This is a genomic window from Lacinutrix cladophorae (assembly GCF_053604645.1).
In genome coordinates, this window is sequence record NZ_JBSHNR010000119.1 from 277,240 (window position 1) to 297,419 (window position 20,180).

At 30.7% G+C, this 20,180-nt stretch carries 16 protein-coding genes; 10 read left to right on the forward strand and 6 right to left on the reverse strand.

The annotated features are described in order from the left end of the window. Positions 1-25: 25 nt before the first annotated feature. Both pfkA and ACVC3Y_RS11585 read right to left on the reverse strand, forming a co-directional pair. The gene (gene pfkA / locus ACVC3Y_RS11580; protein ID WP_303423724.1) at positions 26-1,012 is read right to left on the reverse strand and encodes a 6-phosphofructokinase; all 987 of its coding nucleotides are present in this window, start codon (positions 1,010-1,012) and stop codon (positions 26-28) included. Positions 1,013-1,165: 153 nt separating this feature from the next. Next, complete coding sequence (locus ACVC3Y_RS11585; protein ID WP_452226974.1) at positions 1,166-5,569, reverse strand: translocation/assembly module TamB domain-containing protein; 4,404 nt, start codon at positions 5,567-5,569, stop codon at positions 1,166-1,168. Positions 5,570-5,671: 102 nt separating this feature from the next. On the opposite strand from ACVC3Y_RS11585, the gene tsaD reads away from it, so the two are divergent. From tsaD to ACVC3Y_RS11630, 9 genes are all read left to right on the forward strand, one after another. Continuing rightward, the gene (gene tsaD / locus ACVC3Y_RS11590) at positions 5,672-6,694 is read left to right on the forward strand and encodes a tRNA (adenosine(37)-N6)-threonylcarbamoyltransferase complex transferase subunit TsaD (protein WP_303423728.1); all 1,023 of its coding nucleotides are present in this window, start codon (positions 5,672-5,674) and stop codon (positions 6,692-6,694) included. A 37-nt stretch (positions 6,695-6,731) separates the two neighbouring features. Then, positions 6,732-7,058 (forward strand): TfoX/Sxy family protein, encoded by a 327-nt coding sequence (locus ACVC3Y_RS11595; RefSeq protein ID WP_303423730.1) that lies wholly within the window; start codon positions 6,732-6,734, stop codon positions 7,056-7,058. Between the two features lie 100 nt (positions 7,059-7,158). Continuing rightward, entirely contained in the window at positions 7,159-7,782 is a 624-nt protein-coding gene (locus ACVC3Y_RS11600; protein ID WP_303423731.1) for a peptidylprolyl isomerase, read from the forward strand. Then, on the forward strand, positions 7,782-8,489 hold the full coding sequence (locus tag ACVC3Y_RS11605) for a 16S rRNA (uracil(1498)-N(3))-methyltransferase (RefSeq protein ID WP_452226975.1): 708 nt from the start codon (positions 7,782-7,784) through the stop codon (positions 8,487-8,489). The genes ACVC3Y_RS11600 and ACVC3Y_RS11605 overlap by 1 nt, the downstream gene beginning before the upstream one ends. Then, on the forward strand, positions 8,479-9,183 hold the full coding sequence (locus ACVC3Y_RS11610; RefSeq protein ID WP_452226976.1) for a DUF4159 domain-containing protein: 705 nt from the start codon (positions 8,479-8,481) through the stop codon (positions 9,181-9,183). The genes ACVC3Y_RS11605 and ACVC3Y_RS11610 overlap by 11 nt, the downstream gene beginning before the upstream one ends. Before the next feature lie 92 nt (positions 9,184-9,275). Continuing rightward, entirely contained in the window at positions 9,276-10,451 is a 1,176-nt protein-coding gene (locus tag ACVC3Y_RS11615) for an MFS transporter (protein WP_452226977.1), read from the forward strand. Between the two features lie 5 nt (positions 10,452-10,456). Further along, a complete protein-coding gene (locus ACVC3Y_RS11620; RefSeq protein ID WP_452226978.1) occupies positions 10,457-10,987 on the forward strand; it encodes a TrmH family RNA methyltransferase in 531 nt (176 codons plus the stop codon). Between the two features lie 21 nt (positions 10,988-11,008). Further along, a complete protein-coding gene (locus ACVC3Y_RS11625) occupies positions 11,009-12,097 on the forward strand; it encodes an AI-2E family transporter (RefSeq protein ID WP_452226979.1) in 1,089 nt (362 codons plus the stop codon). Positions 12,098-12,104: 7 nt separating this feature from the next. Further along, a complete protein-coding gene (locus ACVC3Y_RS11630) occupies positions 12,105-13,286 on the forward strand; it encodes a THUMP-like domain-containing protein (protein ID WP_452226980.1) in 1,182 nt (393 codons plus the stop codon). 35 nt (positions 13,287-13,321) lie between these two features. On the opposite strand, the gene ACVC3Y_RS11635 is transcribed toward ACVC3Y_RS11630, so the two are convergent. From ACVC3Y_RS11635 to ACVC3Y_RS11645, 3 genes are all read right to left on the reverse strand, one after another. Then, positions 13,322-14,581 carry an aminotransferase class I/II-fold pyridoxal phosphate-dependent enzyme gene (locus ACVC3Y_RS11635; protein WP_303423742.1) on the reverse strand — a complete coding sequence of 420 codons (1,260 nt, stop codon included), beginning with the start codon at positions 14,579-14,581 and terminating at the stop codon, positions 13,322-13,324. A 136-nt stretch (positions 14,582-14,717) separates the two neighbouring features. Further along, positions 14,718-15,758, reverse strand: coding sequence for a PLP-dependent cysteine synthase family protein (locus ACVC3Y_RS11640; protein WP_452226981.1), 1,041 nt, complete (start codon positions 15,756-15,758; stop codon positions 14,718-14,720). A gap of 63 nt (positions 15,759-15,821) precedes the next feature. Further along, positions 15,822-17,882 carry a S9 family peptidase gene (locus ACVC3Y_RS11645; protein WP_452226982.1) on the reverse strand — a complete coding sequence of 687 codons (2,061 nt, stop codon included), beginning with the start codon at positions 17,880-17,882 and terminating at the stop codon, positions 15,822-15,824. Positions 17,883-17,964: 82 nt separating this feature from the next. On the opposite strand from ACVC3Y_RS11645, the gene ACVC3Y_RS11650 reads away from it, so the two are divergent. Beyond that, entirely contained in the window at positions 17,965-18,288 is a 324-nt protein-coding gene (locus tag ACVC3Y_RS11650; RefSeq protein ID WP_303423748.1) for a YbaB/EbfC family nucleoid-associated protein, read from the forward strand. 68 nt (positions 18,289-18,356) lie between these two features. Here the strand turns inward: ACVC3Y_RS11650 and ACVC3Y_RS11655 are convergent, their stop codons facing one another. Then, positions 18,357-20,033 carry an OmpA family protein gene (locus ACVC3Y_RS11655; RefSeq protein ID WP_368389414.1) on the reverse strand — a complete coding sequence of 559 codons (1,677 nt, stop codon included), beginning with the start codon at positions 20,031-20,033 and terminating at the stop codon, positions 18,357-18,359. Between the last annotated feature and the right edge of the window lie 147 nt (positions 20,034-20,180).

Below are 20,180 nucleotides of genomic sequence, written 5' to 3' on the forward strand. Positions count from 1 at the left end.
ACACGTTTAATTTTATTTTTTTAATTTATATTGACATGATGTCTGAAACTCTAAGGAGTTCCATATTAATTTTTGATTTACCTTTTACAGCTTGATCAAATGGTGTTATATCTATTACATCATTTTTTAGTCCCACCATATAATTACTTTGACCATCTAAAAGACATTCTACCGCTTTTACTCCCATTCTACTAGCTAGAACTCTATCGAAACAAGAAGGTGCTCCTCCACGTTGTAAGTGCCCAAGAACGGATACTCTTACTTCGTATTCCGTCATATTTTCTTCGACGTAATCTTTTAGTTCGAAAACGCTTTTTCCAATTTTATCACCTTCGGCAACAACGACAATACTTGAAGATTTTCCAGATTGCTTACTTCTTCTTAAAGATTCTAAAAGTCTATCTAATCCTAAATCTTCTTCTGGGATTAGAATTTCTTCCGCTCCAGCGCCAATACCAACATTTAATGCTATATGACCAACATCTCTACCCATTACTTCTACAAAGAATAAACGGTTATGCGAGCTAGCTGTATCTCTAATTTTATCGATTACTTCTACAACTGTATTTAATGCAGTATCGTAACCTAGTGTGTGTGTTGTACCAAAAATATCGTTATCAATAGTTCCTGGAATTCCCATTACTGGAAAGTTGAATTCTTGATTAAAAATCATTGCTCCAGTAAAACTTCCATCACCTCCAACTACGACAAAGGCATCAATACCTGCCTTTATTAGTTGTTCATGTGCTTTTACTCTTCCTTCTTTAGTTCTAAACTCTTTAGATCGTGCCGATTTTAATATGGTTCCTCCTTTATTAATAATTCCTTTTACACTTCGAGCATTCATTTTAATAAAATCGCCTTCGATCATACCTTCATACCCTCTATAAATACCATAACATTCTATATTATGATATGCACATGCTCTTACTACAGAACGTATTGCAGCATTCATTCCTGGAGAATCACCTCCAGAAGTCATTACACCAATTTTTTTTATGGTTTTTGCCATTATTTTCATCTATTATTTAGTAAATCTAATAAAGAAATTTAATAAAAAAGGAAGCTTTTGTCATAATTTAACACAATGTTGAAACTATAACGTTTTAGTTGATAAATTATATGTGAAGTATTTAGTTTTAAGAATAAAAAACTATCAAAAAAGTTAATTTACAGTGTCTTTTTTCTTTTTGAAACCAACATAATCTGGTAGAGCATTAGACTCTTTTTGTTTTGCCTCTTCTTCCTCTTTTTCTTTAGCTATTTTCTTTTTGCCTTTAAAGATAATTTGAATAAGTTCTGAAAAAGTATCAAAATCTACATTATACGCAATACCTAGTCCTTGAGTATACCCAATTTCTTCTCCAAAATTTCGAATACTATTTTCTCTATTAAAAACATTTGCTGTAAAAGTTCCCTCTTCATTTAGTAGAAAATCTATTTGTACATCTCCTGCAACTGCTGTTTGGCTAATCCCACCAATTGGGACACCAACTTTACCATTAATACGAATACGATCGCTAATATTGGTTTGCAGTGTTACTCCTAGTCTATCGTCGGATTGATAATCTGGAGTATTTTCACCAAGTTCTACATTTAAACCTACTTGTAGTTTATTATCGCCATCGGAAAGTAAACCGTTAATTATTCCATTTATTCTTTCTTCTATGGTACCATTTACATTAAGCTCGCTTAAACTACTAGAAAAGGATCCTGTTGCTAATAGATAAAGTGCTTGGTTACTTCTATCGTCTTTAGATTCTAATCTGTAATTTAATTCGGAAATTATTATAGAACTTAAATTTGGAAATTGAAAATTATAATCGATATCTAGTTGTTCTAGTTCTCCTGTTAGTTCTATACCTAGGTTTACAGGAATACGTCTATTTATTGGTGAATCTAATAAAGGAGAAGGATTTGCTTGGGTTTTATAAATTGCTTCGATATCTATTGTAGCCTTTAGTGGATCTCCATTCCAACCTAGAGTACCACCGGGAACTACAGTGAAATCTTTTTGGATAACTCCTCCGTAACGAAATTTATATATTCCTTCAAAAACGGAAAAATCGCCATACATATTAAATTTCCCATTGGTATTAATTTCGGCAAGTAAACCACCTTCACCTCTACCTCTTATAGTACTTCCGCTCTCTTTGTCCATTACAATTTCAATTTCTGCATCTTGTGTTACATCTAAATCGAAATCTAATTCTAGACCAGAAATATCTTCGTTTATTATATCACGTCCTTCTAGTTTTGCTTGTTTTTCTTCTGGGCTTAAAAAATGAATATGAGAATTATCTCCAAAAGATTCGGAATCATTTAAAGGGATTACAAAGACAGTCCCTTTTTTAGTTTCTCCTATAACATTTATCCGTAATTGGCTTGCTGGACCAGAGATACTTGCACTACCTCCTACAAAACCAGTTCCGTAATATAATCTGTCTTCATCTTCTGTAGTATTTAAAACTAAAAGTCTATCGGTTTCTAGATTTAATCGCATTCCCCAATCGCCAAAATTGTTATGGTTTAATCTTCCATCCAATACTGCTTTTGTATTGTAAACCGTATCTGTAATATCGATACTATTAAATATAAAACTTTGGTTTCTTAGAGTAACCGAAGATTTATCTGCGAAACTATAATCTACATTTAATTCTGAAATCCCTAAACCACCTTTATTTAACTCTAATTCACCATCAATACTTGGTTTATTTAAGTTCCCTGTTACTTTAACTTTACCGGTAGCCAATCCTCTAATATCTTTTAAAACACCCTCTAAGAAAGGATTTAAAGGCTGTAAATTAAACTGATTAAAAAGTAATGCTACATCTATACTAGGTGCTTTTGAGGATACATCGATATCTCCTATAGCGCTAAAAGATTTTTTTTCGTCGTCTTTTATACTTGCGTTTATAGTATAGTTAGTTAGTGATTGGTTTCCTTTAATATTTGCTGCAAAAGAGCCTATAATGAGTTCGTTTACTTCTAAGTCATCTATGGTTATACTAGATTCGGGAAGATATTTTCCGTTTTGTTGTATAATATCTAGGTTCCCATTTACTATACCTTTTAAGCTTAAAGATTCAATGTCTGGAGTAATTTTATCTAAAAACACATTCTTAAAATTCAGCTGTAAATCTTTCGTATTATTCCCTTTCATTATTCCCGAAAGTTGAATTTTTTCATCATTATGATTTAGTACAAATTGATCTATATTAAAGTTTTCAAAATTAGTGTCGAAAGTTACTTTGTTAAAATTATTTTTTTCTTCATTAATGTACCATTTATTTCCTTTAAAAGTTACATCCGATTTTTTAAAACCAACTATAGACTGGTTTGCTTCATTTTTAGTATGATAAAAACTTAAATTATATAAATCGTTATTTGTTTTTCCTCCTTTAAATTCGGAACGCATAAATAGCGTATCATTAATAGTTACATTAATTAGATTGAATTTAGAAATATTATAGACATCTGTATGCAAACTATCTACTTCTACGTAGGTGTTAAATAATGGGTTTTTATTATCTACTTGTAACTCAATAGCATTTGCAAAATAATCTAACCATTCTATTTTGGGAGACTTAAATGTTAAAGTAAATTCTTTTTCGTCGCTTTCTACCCTTCCTTTTACAAAAGTGTTTTTACCAAGTTGTAATTCTGGTACAAAAACCTCTATAATCTTATTGTAAATTTTAAAATTGAAGTCTATATATTGATTGGTTGAAACTTCGTAAGGACTATATTTGGTATATAAACTCCCAATAGCATTAATAAATAGCTCGTCGATATTATCGATAAGAAAAACGCCACTCATTTGGCCTTCAATAATATCTGGCGAATTAACATTTATATATCTTACTTTTTCTTTGAAGGAAGAATTTACAGCAAAATCATCGAAGAAGTACTCATCGTTTTCATTTTGATAATAGGTCTTATTAAATTGTATGCTTCCAACAGCATTATCTAAAGTAGTTCCTTGCATTTTCATATCGACGATACCTTTAAACACAGACATGCTGTCTTTTTTAATAAAGTTTAGCGCTTTAAGGTTTGCATAATCTACATTAGCCACAAAATCGAACTTGTTTATTTCTTCAGAAAAATCTGCCAGTCCATTAAATTTAAGTTTAAAATTTTTGTCTTGCGAATCTACCTTTCCATTGAATACTTTATCTTTTAAGTTACCTGAAATATTAATATTTTGATATACATAATCATTATAACTTATAGAATATACATCACCTTTCACTTTAGTATTAAGGTTTTCTTGAGTGAAACCTTTTCCATCCACGTCAAGATTTAAAGAAGCTTTTTTTAAGTTTGGATCATTTAAAAAAGTCCCAATATCAAATTCATCAAAAATGATATTTCCTTTATATGTTGCATTATCTATATCGTCAATTTTTTTCATTTCTAGGTTAGAAATAACATAACCCAAATCTGTATCAATTTTAAGATCTGCTTGTATTGTAGACGTTGTAATAAACGATGTTCCATTGATGCTAAAGTTACCAAGCTTATCAAAAACAGAGGGAATTGCTTCTCCTAAAACATTTGGCAATAATGCTTTTAAATCTTTATAATTAGAAGATAGGTTAGCAAATTTTCCTTTCATAGAAAAATTATTTTCCTCAATATTAAATAAGTTTTTAAAGTCAATATCTCCATATATTCTAGTTCTTGAACTCGTATTTAACTTTAAATTATCTACATGTAAATCATTTAGTGTTCCAGAAATATTTGCATTAAAATTTGCTCGTTGTCCAATACCAAACTCATTATAGAACACATTTAACTCATCTAAAGCGACACTAGCATCTGTAAAATTAGCTTCAACATTTACCTTGTTAGTAAAATCTGAAAAATGTTCTCTGTTATATAAAAATCTTAAATCTCCTTCTAACGACGAACTTGTTGTTTTAAGTTTTAGATTATCCAGCGTAATATCTTCTAACGTATATGCAAAATTTGAAGAAAGATTCTTCATTATTAAACCACGACTATCTTTAAATGCTAATGTGTTTATTCTAGTACTTACATTTGGTCCATTAATTAAAAAGTTAGTTGCATTTATATTGATAGCTGTAAATTCTAAAATTTTTGGTGTTTCTTTATTTTCATCAATAAGCCTGAATATTCCATCATAAATAGAAATATCGCTAGAAGACATTAAAAAGGTATTTACACTTTCTCTTGGATTATCTTCATCAAAACGAGCAACAAAAATGTCTAAATTTGTTTCTTCTTCTCCTTTATACTTTATAATATTAAAAATTAACCCTTCCAAATCAATATCCCCAAAAGCAAGTTTACTATTAGCAAGATTTTTAAAATTTAAAATGGAAGTATTCAGCTCGACTGCACTAATAAGCGTGTCTTTTTTATAATCTCTTATCAGGATTTCTTTAAGTTCGACATCGCCATTAAACTGAAGTCCAACTCTATTAATATTAATATTTGTACCATATTCTGTATTTAACCAATTGGTAGCGTATTTACCAAGCCTTGTTTGAACAGCAGGAATAGAAAGCACCAACACCAATATGATGAAAAGAAGTAGCAATACAGCTACAATTTTTGATGCTATTTTTAAAAATTTTTTGATACGTTTTAAAGTTATAACTTTGAAGTCAAAATTAACAATTATTGTGCCTAATATTTACTAATGTCCTCACAAAATATTTACATACTAGCAATTGAGTCATCTTGTGATGACACTGCTGCCTCTATCTTACTAAACGGCAAGGTTTTAAGTAATGTTGTTGCTAACCAAAAAATACACGAAGAATATGGTGGTGTTGTTCCAGAGCTTGCTTCGAGAGCACATCAACAAAATATTGTTCCTGTTGTACATCAAGCTATTGAAAAAGCAGGAATAACGAAAGAAATGCTTAACGCCATTGCTTTTACAAGAGGTCCAGGATTAATGGGGTCTTTATTAGTTGGTACTTCTTTTGCTAAATCGTTGGCTTTTGGTTTAAATATTCCGCTTATTGAAGTAAACCACATGCAAGCACATATTTTAGCACATTTTATAGACGAAGAAGGATTTAACAAACCTCCATTTCCGTTTCTTGCTATGACTATTTCTGGAGGACATACACAAATTGTAAAAGTTTCCAATTACTTTGAAATGGAAGTTATTGGAGAGACCATAGACGATGCTGTTGGTGAAGCTTTTGATAAGAGCGGAAAAATTCTAGGCCTTGGCTATCCTGCTGGTCCCGAAATAGATAGACGCGCACGACTTGGTAACCCAAAAGCATTTGCCTTTACAAAACCTAAAGTAAATGGTTTAAATTTTAGTTTTTCTGGACTAAAAACGGCTATTCTATATTTTATACAAAAACAAGTAAAAGAGAATCCTAATTTTATTGAAGAGAATCTAAATGATATTTGTGCTTCTATTCAATATACTATTATTGGTATTTTAATAGATAAATTAAAACTGGCAAGCAAACAAACAGGTATTTCACACATTGCTATTGGTGGAGGTGTTTCCGCTAATTCTGGAATACGAGAAGCGTTAAAAAATGGGGAACAAAAATTTGGTTGGACCACTTATGTTCCAAAATTTGAATTCACTACAGATAATGCTGCCATGATTGCTATTGTTGGTTATTTTAAATATTTAGAAGGAAACTTCACTACACAAGGCATTACAGCATCGTCTAGATTGAAAATATAGTTATATTACTTAAGAAATATATTTTATATAATAAGTTATGGCATATAACGAACAATTAGCTAACCGAATTAGAGAACAACTTCAATTTTATTCGGAAGTATTCACAGAAAAGAAAATGTTTGGTGGACTTACATTTCTATATAAAGGAAAAATGACTATTGGCGTTATGAAAGAAAATTTGATGGTTCGAATTATTTCTAATAAAATCGAAAACGAATTGACCAAACAGTTTGTAAGACCTATGGATTTCACAAAAAAACCAATGAAAGAATTTGTATATGTTTCTTTGGAAGGGGTAAGCACCGAAATACAACTTTTACATTTTATAGAATTAGGTTTAGAACACGCAAAAAGCAAACTATAGCTTCTATTGTTGAAATTTCTGTTAATAACCTTATAGAAAATAACACATCTAATCTATAATTTTTGTTTTTTTGCTACTTAAGATTAATTCCCAAACACAAATGAAAAAACTTTTATTACTATCCTTACTATTTACCATTAGTATTTATGCACAAGATGCACAAGTCAAAGATTTTGATTCTATACTCAATATCGAAGATGCTAAAACCTACATTAAAGCAGCGAAGTCAAAAAAAAATAAAATCATTACGTTTAATGAAGCTAAACATCAAACAGGTTTAGCTTTAGAACTTTATAAAAGCGGTAAAGCAACAGTAAAAAGTGATACCGATAAAATAAAATATAAGGTCATTGAAAAATCTACAACTACCAATTATAGAGTCAGTTATATTTTCTTTGATGGGTTAAAAATGACAGTCTCACAAATTAATTCTACCAGAGATAAAATACGTACTAAATACAAAGAAGGAACTCCTTTTAGTCAATTAGCAAAACAATATTCTATGGATGATAATGCAAACCATGGAGGAGATTTAGGCTGGTTTGAAAAAGGTGTGACGCATCCAACTTTTGAAGCAGAGATATCGAATAGTATATATAAAATTGGTGATGTTTTCACCATTGATATTGTACAAAACCAATGGTACTATGTGATTTTAAAAACGCATGATCCAAAAGAAATTCAAGAAATTAAAGTATTAAAAGTTGTAGATCCTTTAAAATAATGCAGTTATTCTATAATCCAGACATTACAGAAAATACCACAGAATTTACTTTTAACAAAGAAGAAAGTAGACATATTATTAAAGTGTTGCGTAAATCTGTAGGTGAAAAATTGCAAATTACAAATGGAAAAGGTTGGTTCTTTAATGCAAAAATTACTATAGCAGATATTAAAAATTGTGTAGTACAAATTTTAGATAAAAAACTACAAGCAAAAAAAGACTACACGCTTCATTTAGCAGTTGCACCAACAAAAATGAATGATCGTTACGAGTGGTTTTTAGAAAAAGCTACCGAAATCGGTATCGACAGGATCACTCCTATTATTTGTGAACATAGCGAGCGTAAAATTATTAAGCCTGAACGTTTTGAAAAAATTATTCAGTCTGCAACCAAACAATCCTTAAACTGTTATCTTCCAAAACTGAATCCAGCAATTCCTTTTAAAGAATTTTTACAACAAGATTTTTCTGGAAACTTATTTATTGCACATTGCGAGGAAACCGCTAAAAAATCACTTAAAAACGAACTACAAGCAAAACAAAATATTACTATTTTAATTGGTCCTGAAGGCGATTTTTCTGTTAAAGAAATAGAAATTGCAATACAAAATAAATTTATTCCTGTAACTTTGGGAGAAACCAGATTACGTACAGAAACAGCAGCTATTGTCGCTTGCCATTCTGTAGCCTTTATAAATGAAGAATAATAACAAAAATTACAACTTATTTCTTTCCCCTCTGGAAAGGTACTTGAAAGGCGGAAAGGGCGTTTTTACTTTTGCCTTTTGCCTTTTTACTTTATACTCATTTTCTCAAGAAATAGCAGTTTTAAAATACAAAGGTGGTGGAGATTGGTATAGTAATCCTACTGCATTACCAAATTTAATTACCTTTTGTAACAACAATATCAACACAAAAATTACAGCAAAACCAGAAACCGTAGAAACTGGTAGTACAGATATTTTTCAATACCCTTTTTTACACATGACAGGTCATGGAAATGTGTTTTTTAGTGCTGCGGAAGCAGAAAACCTTTATAACTACCTAACTTCTGGCGGTTTTTTACATATAGATGATAATTATGGTATGCAACCATACATCGTTAAAGAATTAAAAAAAGTATTTCCAAACCAAGAATTGGTAGAACTTCCTGCAAATCATGAGATTTTTAATATTGCGTATAGTTTTCCAAAAGGCTTACCAAAAATTCATGAACACGAAGGTAAAAGACCACAAGCGTTTGGTGTATTTCACGAAAACAGATTAGTATTACTTTTTACTTTTGAAAGCGATTTAGGGGATGGCTGGGAAGATCCTGCCGTACATAACGATCCTAGAGATGTTAGAGAAAAAGCTTTACAAATGGGAGCAAATATTATTAAATATGCTTTTAGCAATTAGACAATTTGAAAAGGAACTCTTTTACCAAATAAAAGTAAGTTATTATATAAAAAGGAGTCTAAAGTATTTTATATCTTATTGAATTTAATGTATTGAAATCTTTCAAATTAATACTTCCTATCATTGTATTCTCGCAATTTTGCTGTACCTCTCTTTGGTTTGCAGGAAATAGCGTGATACATGATTTAATATTAAACTTCAACTTACCAGCAAATGCTTTAGGCCATTTAACTTCTGCTGTACAATTCGGTTTTATTATTGGTACACTTCTATTTGCAATTTTAACTATTGCTGATCGGTTTTCACCTTCAAAAGTTTTTTTTATTAGTGCTATTTTAGGTTCGCTTTTTAACTTTGCTGTAATCTATGAAGCAAACAACCTAACTAGTTTGCTTTTCCTTCGATTTTTTACTGGCTTTTTTCTTGCCGGAATTTATCCTGTCGGAATGAAAATAGCCTCCGATTATTATGATAAAGGACTGGGTAAATCTCTTGGTTTTTTAGTTGGCGCATTAGTATTAGGAACTGCATTTCCGCATTTATTAAAAGAAATCACAGGCACTTTTCCTTGGAAATCTGTACTAATTGCAACTTCATCTTTAGCATTATTAGGAGGCTTATTAATGGGATTCCTGGTCCCAAATGGTCCTTATTGCAAACCAAATCTGCAAACAGATTTATCCGTTTGTTTTTCTGTATTTAAAAACAAAAAATTTCGATCTGTAGCTTTTGGTTATTTTGGACATATGTGGGAATTATATGCCTTTTGGACATTTGTTCCCATCCTATTAAAAAAATATAGTACAATGCATACAGTAGATTATAATATCCCTATACTATCCTTTATAGTGATTGGAATTGGAGGATTAGCTTGTATAATTGCCGGGTACATTGCGCAAAGAAAAGGAACTCAAAAAATTGCTTTTATAGCTTTATTATTATCTTGTATATGCTGTTTAATTTCACCCTTACTTTTTACTATAGAAAATGAATATTTTTTTATTGGCTTCTTACTTTTTTGGGGAATGGTTGTTATTGCAGATTCCCCTTTATTATCTACACTTGTAGCGCAAAACGCCGAGCCTAAAATTAAAGGAACTGCACTCACCATTGTAAATTGTATTGGTTTTGCAATTACTATTATTAGCATTCAAATTATTACAAAAATGCTAGAAATAACAGACTCGAATATTATTTTTATCATATTAGCTATTGGTCCTATTTTTGGTTTGCTACTACTGAAAAAGAAAAATACATTTAAAATATAATATATTTGTCAAAATTATTTTTTGACGCCAAGTACATGCAACTAAATCATTACAATACAAACTTTAAAAAACGAACTTTCCCAATTACTATTATTTGCGAAAACGTAACCAATGCACCAAATATTGGTAGCTTGTTTAGAACTGCTGATGCTTTTGGTATTGAAAAAATTGTGTTTTGTGGTGCACATATTCCGTTAGGAAGAAAAATGACAAAAACATCTCGTGCTACAGAAAAAGTAATTCCTTTTGAAGTGAAAGAAAATACTTCAGAAGTTGTTTTACAATATAAAAAACAAGGATTTCATATTGTAGCTCTAGAAATAACTAGCAATAGTAAGCCAATTCATTCCTACTCCTTTTCCAAAGAAAAACCAATAGCTATAGTTATTGGAGATGAAAATTTTGGTGTGTCGCAAGATATTTTAAACCAATGCGACGCTTTACTTCATATAGATATGTTTGGACAAAATAGCAGTATGAATGTGGTACAAGCAACCACAATTGCTTTATATGAAATGACGAAGCAAATTATATAACTGTTTTTATATATTTACAGTATGACTTCAAACCAAATATCAAATGGCATTTTAAAAGCACTAGCAATCATTCTTGGTGTCTTTTTAATTCTTTATTTTCTATATCAAATTCAGTCTGTAATTGTTTACATAGCAATTGCAGCAGTAATTTCATTAATAGGAAGACCTATTATTTTATTTTTAAGAAGAAAACTAAAATTTAAAAATACGATTGCAGTTATAGTAACTATGGTATTTCTACTAGGTTTACTTTTTGGTTTGGTACTTTTATTTATTCCTTTAATTATAGAACAAGGTCATAATTTAGCGCTTTTAGATATTAATCAATTGCAAGATAATGTGGAAGGTTTATATCGAGAAGCAATTGCATATTTTCAAATAAACAATATTAATGTAGAGCAGTCTATTAAAGACTCAAACCTACTTTCTAGAATTGATTATTCCCTAATTCCAAACTTCTTAAACTCTTTAGTTAGTGGTCTTGGTAGTTTTAGTATTGGTTTATTTTCGGTGTTATTTATCTCTTTCTTCTTTTTAAAAGACAGCAAACTTTTTGAAAACGGAATCCTTACTTTTATTCCAGATGGAAACGAATCTCGTTGGAAAAACTCTTCCGTAAAGATTAAAGATTTACTATCTAGATATTTTATTGGATTGATTTTTCAAATATTAATTCTCTTTATTATTTACACTATTGGGTTGATGATTATTGGAATAGAAAACGCCATTGTTATTGCTTTTATGTGTGCATTGCTAAATTTAATTCCCTACGTTGGACCATTAATTGGTGCTTTTTTAATGCTAACATTAACGATGACAAGTAATCTTGGCGAAAGCTTTCAAGATGTAGTTTTACCTAAAACTTTCTGGGTTTTTATTGTCTTTTTAATTGGTCAATTAATAGATAATTTTGGTAGTCAGCCCATTATATTTTCAAAAAGTGTAAAATCGCATCCTCTAGAAATATTTTTAATTATTTTAATTGCTGGAATACTATTTGGCATTATAGGACTTATAGTTGCAGTACCAGCATACACAGCTATTAAAGTGATTTTAAAAGAGTTTTTATCGGAAAACAAAATAGTTAGAAAACTTACTAAAGGTTTATAGTTTTATTTTGAACAGCCATCTTTTACATAGAGAAATTCAAGAGTTTATAAACACCAATTTAGATACTAATATTACTTCTTTATTATTTAAGGGTATTACTTTTCCATCTATAGAGACAAAAGAAATGATAGAGCAAATAGAAGCTAAAAAGCGCTGTAAAACGAAGCTTCCTAGTTGGTTTTCTACTAAAGAAATATATTATCCTAACAAACTAAATATTGAGCAAACTTCTTCTGAAACTACAGCAAAGCACAAAGCAAGTTTACTAAAAGGAAATACAATAATAGATATTACAGGAGGTTTTGGTGTAGATTGCTACTATTTTTCGAAGCATTTTAAACAAGTATTCCATTGTGAAATTAATGAGCAACTATCGCAAATAGTAGCTCATAATTATAAACAATTACAGGTTGGTAATATTAAAACAATTGCTCAAGATGGTTTATCCTCTTTAAAAAATATGGAAGCTACTTTCGATTGGATTTATATCGATCCATCAAGAAGGCATGACAGTAAAGGTAAGGTCTTCTTTTTAAAAGATTGCTTACCAAATGTACCTGAGCATTTAAATTTGCTATTTAATAAAGCGAGTAATGTATTAATTAAAACTTCTCCTCTATTAGATATTAGTATTGGTTTAAAGGAATTAGAATACGTTAAAACGATCCATATTATTGCAGTAAATAATGAAGTAAAAGAATTGCTTTGGGTTTTAGAAAAAGATTACAAAGGCAATGTTAGTATAGAAACTTGTAATATTAAGAAAAAAAGTAAGCAAATATTTACGTTTTCTTTAAATGAAGAAGTTTCAGCAAACAGCAACTACTGTTTACCATTAGATTATTTATACGAACCTAATGCTGCAATAATGAAATCTGGAGCTTTTCATACTATTGCAAAAAAACTAGATGTTTTAAAATTACATCCAAATTCACATTTATACACAACCGAAACTTTAATAGATTTCCCGGGAAGGGTTTTCAAAATTGAAAAAGTAATGCCTTACAACAAAAAAATATTAAAAAAAGAAGGGATTGCAAAAGCAAATATTGCGACTCGAAATTTCCCAGAAAGTGTAGAACAAATCAGAAAAAAACACAAAATTAAAGATGGTGGAGATGTGTATCTCTTTTTCACTACAGATTTAGACAATAATAAAATAGTTATTCAAACAAAAAAGGTTGCGTAAATACGCAACCTTTATATATATATTTTCCTTGTAATTTATTCTCCCATTGCTTTCATTAAAGCAGCAGACATACGTTTATACGTTCCGTTTACCAGTCTTTCTCTAATTGCATCAAAAGCATCTAGCGTTTCTGTAACATCTTGTAAAGTATGTGTTGCAGTAGGAATCATACGTAATAAAATTAATCCTTTTGGTATTACTGGATACACAACAATAGAACAGAAAATGCCATAGTTTTCTCTTAAATCTCTAACCAATGCCATTGCTTCCGGAATACTTCCATTTAAGTACACTGGAGTAACACAACTTTGTGTCGTACCAATATCGAAACCACGTTCTTTAAGACCAGATTGTAAAGCATTAACAATAGTCCATAAATTTTGCTTTAGTTCTGGCATTGTACGTAACATATCTAAACGTTTTAAAGCACCAACTACCAATTGCATTTGCAACGATTTTGCAAACATTTGAGAACGTAAGTTATATTTTAAATAATCGATTATCTCTTTATCTGCAGCAATAAATGCTCCAGTACTTGCCATAGACTTTGCAAAAGTTGCAAAATAGACATCTATATCATCTTGTACACCTTGCTCTTCTCCTGCTCCAGCTCCTGTTTTACCAAGCGTACCAAATCCATGAGCATCATCTACAAATAAACGGAAATTAAATTTTTCTTTTAGAGCAACAATTTCTTTTAATCGCCCTTGCTCACCACGCATTCCAAAAACACCTTCCGAAATAACAAGAATTCCTCCTCCTGTTTGTTCTGCCATTTTAGTGGCTCTTTCCAGGTTTTTTTCTAAACTTTCTACATCGTTGTGTTTGTATGTAAAACGTTTTCCCATATGTAAACGAACACCATCAATAATACATGCATGTGCATCAACATCGTAAACAATAATATCATCTTTAGATACTAAGGCGTCTATAGTAGAAACCATACCTTGGTATCCAAAATTTAATAAGTACGCTGCTTCTTTATTTACAAACTCAGCAAGTTCATTTTGTAATTGTTCGTGTAACTCTGTGTGTCCAGACATCATTCGTGCTCCCATAGGATACGCCGAACCATAGTCGGCAGCTGCTTGCGCATCTACTTTACGAACTTCTGGATGATTTGCTAAACCTAGATAATCATTAATACTCCAAGTAATTACATCTTTTCCTTGAAATTTCATTCGGTTAGAAATAACTCCTTCTAGTTTTGGAAAAACAAAATACCCTTCTGCTTGTGCTGCCCATTTTCCTAATGGCCCTTTATCTTTGTAAATTTTTTCAAATAAATCTTTCATCTGCTATCAATCTTAGTTTAGTTGTACAAAATTAAATATTTCTACTCACTAAACACAATATTTTTATGTACTATTTAACAACAAAAAGATAGAAAGCATCTGTGTAGAGACTTTCTATCTTTAATTATGTTATATTTTATTTAACGTATTGAATACTTTCGGCAGCGACTTTGTTTTTACTATCAAAGAAGCCTTGATCTGTCATCCATTTATCGCTATAAATTTTACTCATATAACGGGAACCATGATCTGGAAATAATACAACTACTTTCGAATTTTCATGAAACTCACCTGCTTCATCTAATTGCTTTACAGCTTGCATTGCTGCTCCAGAAGTATAGCCAACAAATAAGCCTTCTGTTTTTGCAATTTGTCTTGCTGTATGTGCGCTTTCTTCATCTGTAACTTTTACAAAAGAATCTATTGCATCAAAATCTGTTGCTGTAGGAATTAAATTTTTCCCTAATCCTTCAATTCTATATGGGTAAATTTCTTTTTCATCAAACTCTCTAGTTTCATGGTATTTTTTAATTACCGATCCAAAAGCATCTACTCCTATTACTTTAACATTAGGGTTTTGTTCTTTTAAATATTTTGCTGTACCAGAAATTGTTCCTCCGGTACCACTACAAGCAACTAAGTGAGTGATTTCTCCTTCTGTTTGCTTCCAGATTTCTGGTCCAGTAGAATTATAGTGGGCATCGATATTTAGTTCATTAAAATACTGGTTAATGTATACCGAACCTTTTATTTCGTTATGTAGACGTTTTGCAACTTCATAATAAGACCTAGGGTCGTCTGCACTAACATTTGCTGGACAAACATAAACCTTTGCTCCCATTGTTTTTAGCATATCGATCTTATCTGCTGAAGATTTTGAACTAACAGCCAAAATACAATCGTATCCTTTAATAATACTAACCATAGCTATACTAAATCCTGTGTTACCAGAAGTAGTTTCTATAATAGTATCTCCAGGCTTTAGAATGCCTTTCTTTTCAGCTTGTTCAATAATATATAATGCAACTCTGTCTTTAGATGAGTGTCCTGGATTAAAAGCTTCTACTTTTGCGTAAAATTCACCTTTAAAAGGAGCTGTTATAGTATTTAGTTTAATTAATGGTGTATTACCTACTAAATCTAAAACGTTATCAAATACTTGATTTTTTTGTGCCATAAATACGTTTTATTCTGCTACAAGAAGTAACATAAACTTGGCAAAAATACGTAAAAATTTTTATTATTCATTAATTCCTTCTAAATCTAATAAAAATGCGTACTCTAAAGCCACTTCTTTTAAGCTTTCAAAACGTCCAGATGCACCACCATGACCAGAATCCATGTCAGTATGTAACAATAATTTTTTATTGTCCGTTTTTAACGCTCTAAGTTTTGCTACCCATTTTGCAGGTTCCCAATATTGTACCTGCGAGTCATGCAAACCAGTTGTAATTAACATATTTGGATATTCTTGTGCTTTAACATTATCATAAGGTGAATAGGAAAGCATATACTCATAATATTCTTTATCGTTAGGATTTCCCCATTCGTCATACTCTCCTGTAGTTAACGGAATTGTATCGTCTAACATAGTAGTTACAACATCTACAAAAGGTACTGCCGCTAGAATACCATGATATAGTTCTGGATTTAAATTTGCAATTACTCCCATTAATAAACCACCTGCAGATCCTCCATTTGCATATAAATGTTTATTAGAAGTGTATTTTTCTTCAATTAAAAACTTAGAACAGTCTATAAAATCATAAAAGGTATTCTTCTTTTGTTTTAATTTTCCTGTTTCATACCAATCTCTTCCTAAATATTCACCTCCTCGAATATGTGAGATAGCGAAAATAAAACCTCTATCTAATAAACTTAATCTAATCGTAGAAAAATATGGATCTATTGTAGAACCATACGAACCATAGGCATATTGTAACAATGGATTTGTACCATCTAATTGCAGTCCTTTTTTATAAACAATAGAAATTGGAATTTTTACCCCATCTCTAGCTGTTGCCCAAATTCGTTTAGAAGTATAATTTTCTTTATTAAATGTACCGCCTAAAACTTCCTGTTCTTTTTTTACTTCTTTCGTTTTTGTTTTAAAGTTATAGTCTATAACAGAACTTGGTGTGGTAAGCGCATTATAACTATAGCGTAATACATCACTATCAAAATCTGGATTATTACCCGTATTTGCAGTATATGTTTCGTTATCAAAAGGCAAATAATAATCTTCGTTACCATTCCAACTAATTATTCTAATTTTATTTAGGCCATTCTCTCTTTCACTTACGACTAAATAATCTTTAAAAATTTCGATATCTTCTAATAACACATCTTTTCTATGTGGAATTACATCTTGCCAATTTTCTTTTTCTGTATGATTTTCAGATGTTTTCTGAAGCTTAAAATTAGTTGCTTTATCTTTATTAGAAATTATAAAAAAACGGTCTTTATAATGTGCTATAGCATAATCTAATTCTCTTTCTCTTTTTTGAAAAATTTTAAACTCGTCATCTGGATTGTCTGCATTTAAAATTTGATACTCGGCAGTTAAAGTACTCGAAGAACCTATAATTAGGTACTTTTTAGATTTTGTTTTGTAGACAAAAGTATTGAAGGTTTCGTCTTTTTCGTGAAATACTTCTATGTCTTCTTGAACTTTAGTATGTAATTTATGTTTAAAAACTTTGAAAGAACGCAAGGTTACTTCATCTTTTCTCGTGTAAAACAACGTTTTATTATCGTTAGCCCAAGTAATACCTCCTGTTGTATTTTTTATTTCTTCGGAATAAATTTCACCAGTAATTAAATTTTTAATTTTTATAGTATATTGCCTTCTACTTACTATATCTGTTGAAAAAGCAGCCATAGTATTATCCGGACTAATAGAAACACCTCCTAATTTAAAGTAGTTAAAATCTTTTGCCATTTCATTACAATCAAACAGCAATTCTTCTGTAGCTTCTAAGGTTTTTTTTCTTCGTGTATAAATAGGATAATCTTTACCTTTTTCATATTTAGTAATGTACCAATATCCGTTTAATTTATAAGGTACAGATGAATCATCCTCTTTAATTCTAGCTTTCATTTCTTTAAAAAGATCTGCTTGAAAAGGTTCTGTATGCGCTAAAACTTCTTTAGTATGTTTATTTTCAGCATTTAAATAGTCGATTACTTCTTGGTCTTCTTTATTATTAAGCCAAAAATAATTGTCTATTCGTTCGTGTTTATGCGCTACAAGTTTTTCTTGAATTTGCTTCGCTTTTGGAGGAGTATGTGCTTTTTTCAAATGAAATAATTAATTCTAAAATTATATTCTTCAAAAATAGAAAAATTAAATAGTTTTGTATGAAATTATAAATTATAAAATTATGTTTGGAGACCTTGCAGGAATGATGGGTAAATTAAAAGAAACTCAGAAAAAAGTAGAAGAAACTAAAAAACGTTTAGATACCGTTTTAGTAGATGAACAAAGCAATGATGCCTTATTAAAGGTTACTATAACTGCTAATAGAGTGATAAAATCGATATCCATTGAGGATACTTTATTAGAAGATAAAGAACAGTTAGAAGATTATTTAATTCTTACTTTAAATAAAGCAATAGAAAAAGCAACACGTGTAAATGAGGCAGAAATTGCTGCCGTTGCTAAAGATGGCATGCCGAACATTCCAGGAATGGATATGTTTAAATAGCGTAAGTTTTATGCAAAAAAAAAAAGGAAGCTAAATTAGCTTCCTTTTTTATTATTATGATACAGTAATTATTGTTGGTTAATTACTCTAAATTGAGTTCTTCTGTTTGCTAAGTGCTCTCTTTCAGTACAAGAAACACCATCAGCACATCTATTTACTAATCTAGTTTCACCATATCCATTAGATACAATTCTTGAAGAATTGATTCCTTTAGAGATTAAGTAGTTAGTTACAGCTTGTGCTCTTCTTTCAGATAAAGATCTGTTAGATGAAGCAGAACCTCTAGAATCTGTGTGAGATGCAATCTCTACAGATACACCATCAGCTAAAGTAGGTAATAATTTAGCGTCAATCTCTCTTTTAGCAGATTCCGTTAAAGTTGCAGAACCTAAGTTCCAGTTTATGTTAAGGTCGTTGTACTCTAATAAAGTACATTCAACTTCTTTCCAAGTAGTTAAACCACCTTTTGTTTGTAAAACTTCTTTAGATACCGTTTTAGTAACAGCAGGAACTGTACTTTCAACTATTTTAGAATCTTCAGCTAAAACTGTTTTCTTTAATGTAGCAGTTTGTTGAGGAATATCGATAGCTCTTGTAGTTGGAGGTGTTACCATTACAGTACGCTTCATCGTTTTAGTTACAGCAGGAATAGAAACAACTTTTGTAGTTTCTGGAATGATTACTGTTCTTGTAACTGTTTTAGTTTCTTGAGGAATATCAATTACTCTAGTTGTTGGAGGTGTTACCATTACAACTCTTTTCATTGTTCTTGTTTGTTGAGGAATCTCAATAACTCTTGTTGTTGGAGGAGTTACCATTACTGTTTTCTTCACGTTAGTTGTTACAGCAGGAATATCAATTACTCTAGTTGTAGCTGGTCTAACAACAGTTTTAACAGTATAAGTAGCCATACCACAATCATCGTTAGAAGAAGATGTATCACAATCTGGAGTTCTTACAAAAGAAGCATCAGCAGATAAATCTGTAGTGTTTATTGTAATGTTTTGAGCAGGAACTGCTTTATAACACCAGTATCTACAATCATTAGGATCAGCAGATTGACATTCAGCAGCTGGAGTATCACTCATTTGCCATTTAGCAGTAGCTGGTTTCGTTTCAATAACTTGGTAGTTAGGAGAAAAACTAGCTGGAACTACTCTTAACGAAGTACCATATTCTCTCTTTTTGTATGTTCTTGTTTCCGTACCGTATTCAGCAGGAACAACTTCTAAACGTTGAGCAGCTTCTTGGCTTACAACAGTAAAGTCTTGAGTTTCATATACTGCAGGTACAATTTCTAATTTTTGACTAGCTGGTTGTGTTACTACTTCAAAAGTTTGCGTTTCGTAAACAGCAGGAACAACTTCTAAACGTTGAGAAGCTTCTTTTGTTACAACAGTTTCTGTTTGCGTTTCTGTTCTTGAAGGTATTTTCTCTAAACGTTGAGATGCTTCTTGTACAGTTACTTCAAAAGTTTGTGTCTCATATACTGCAGGTACAACTTCTAAACGTTGGCTTGCATTAGCAACAACTACTTCTTCATTAACTGTAGTATAAGTTGCTGGTACAGTACTTAACTTTTTGTATGCTGGTGACACTTGAATAGTTACATCTTGATTTACCCAAACGTCTGGTGTTACACATCGAACGTAGCATTTCCCTGGCTCGGGATTAGTTGGTAAATCTTGTGCAAATGCAGAAATGCAAACAACAAAAGATAAGATTGTTAGTAAGGTTTTTTTCATTTTTAAGTAATTTAAATGGTTAAATATTAATATAGTTCTAGTTTTAGATACTTTAAATTAAGTAACAACTACTAATTTCGTACAAAATTAAAACTTATCAAACTTTTAATTACTTAAAAGATTAAGAAGTCTTTAACATTTCGATAA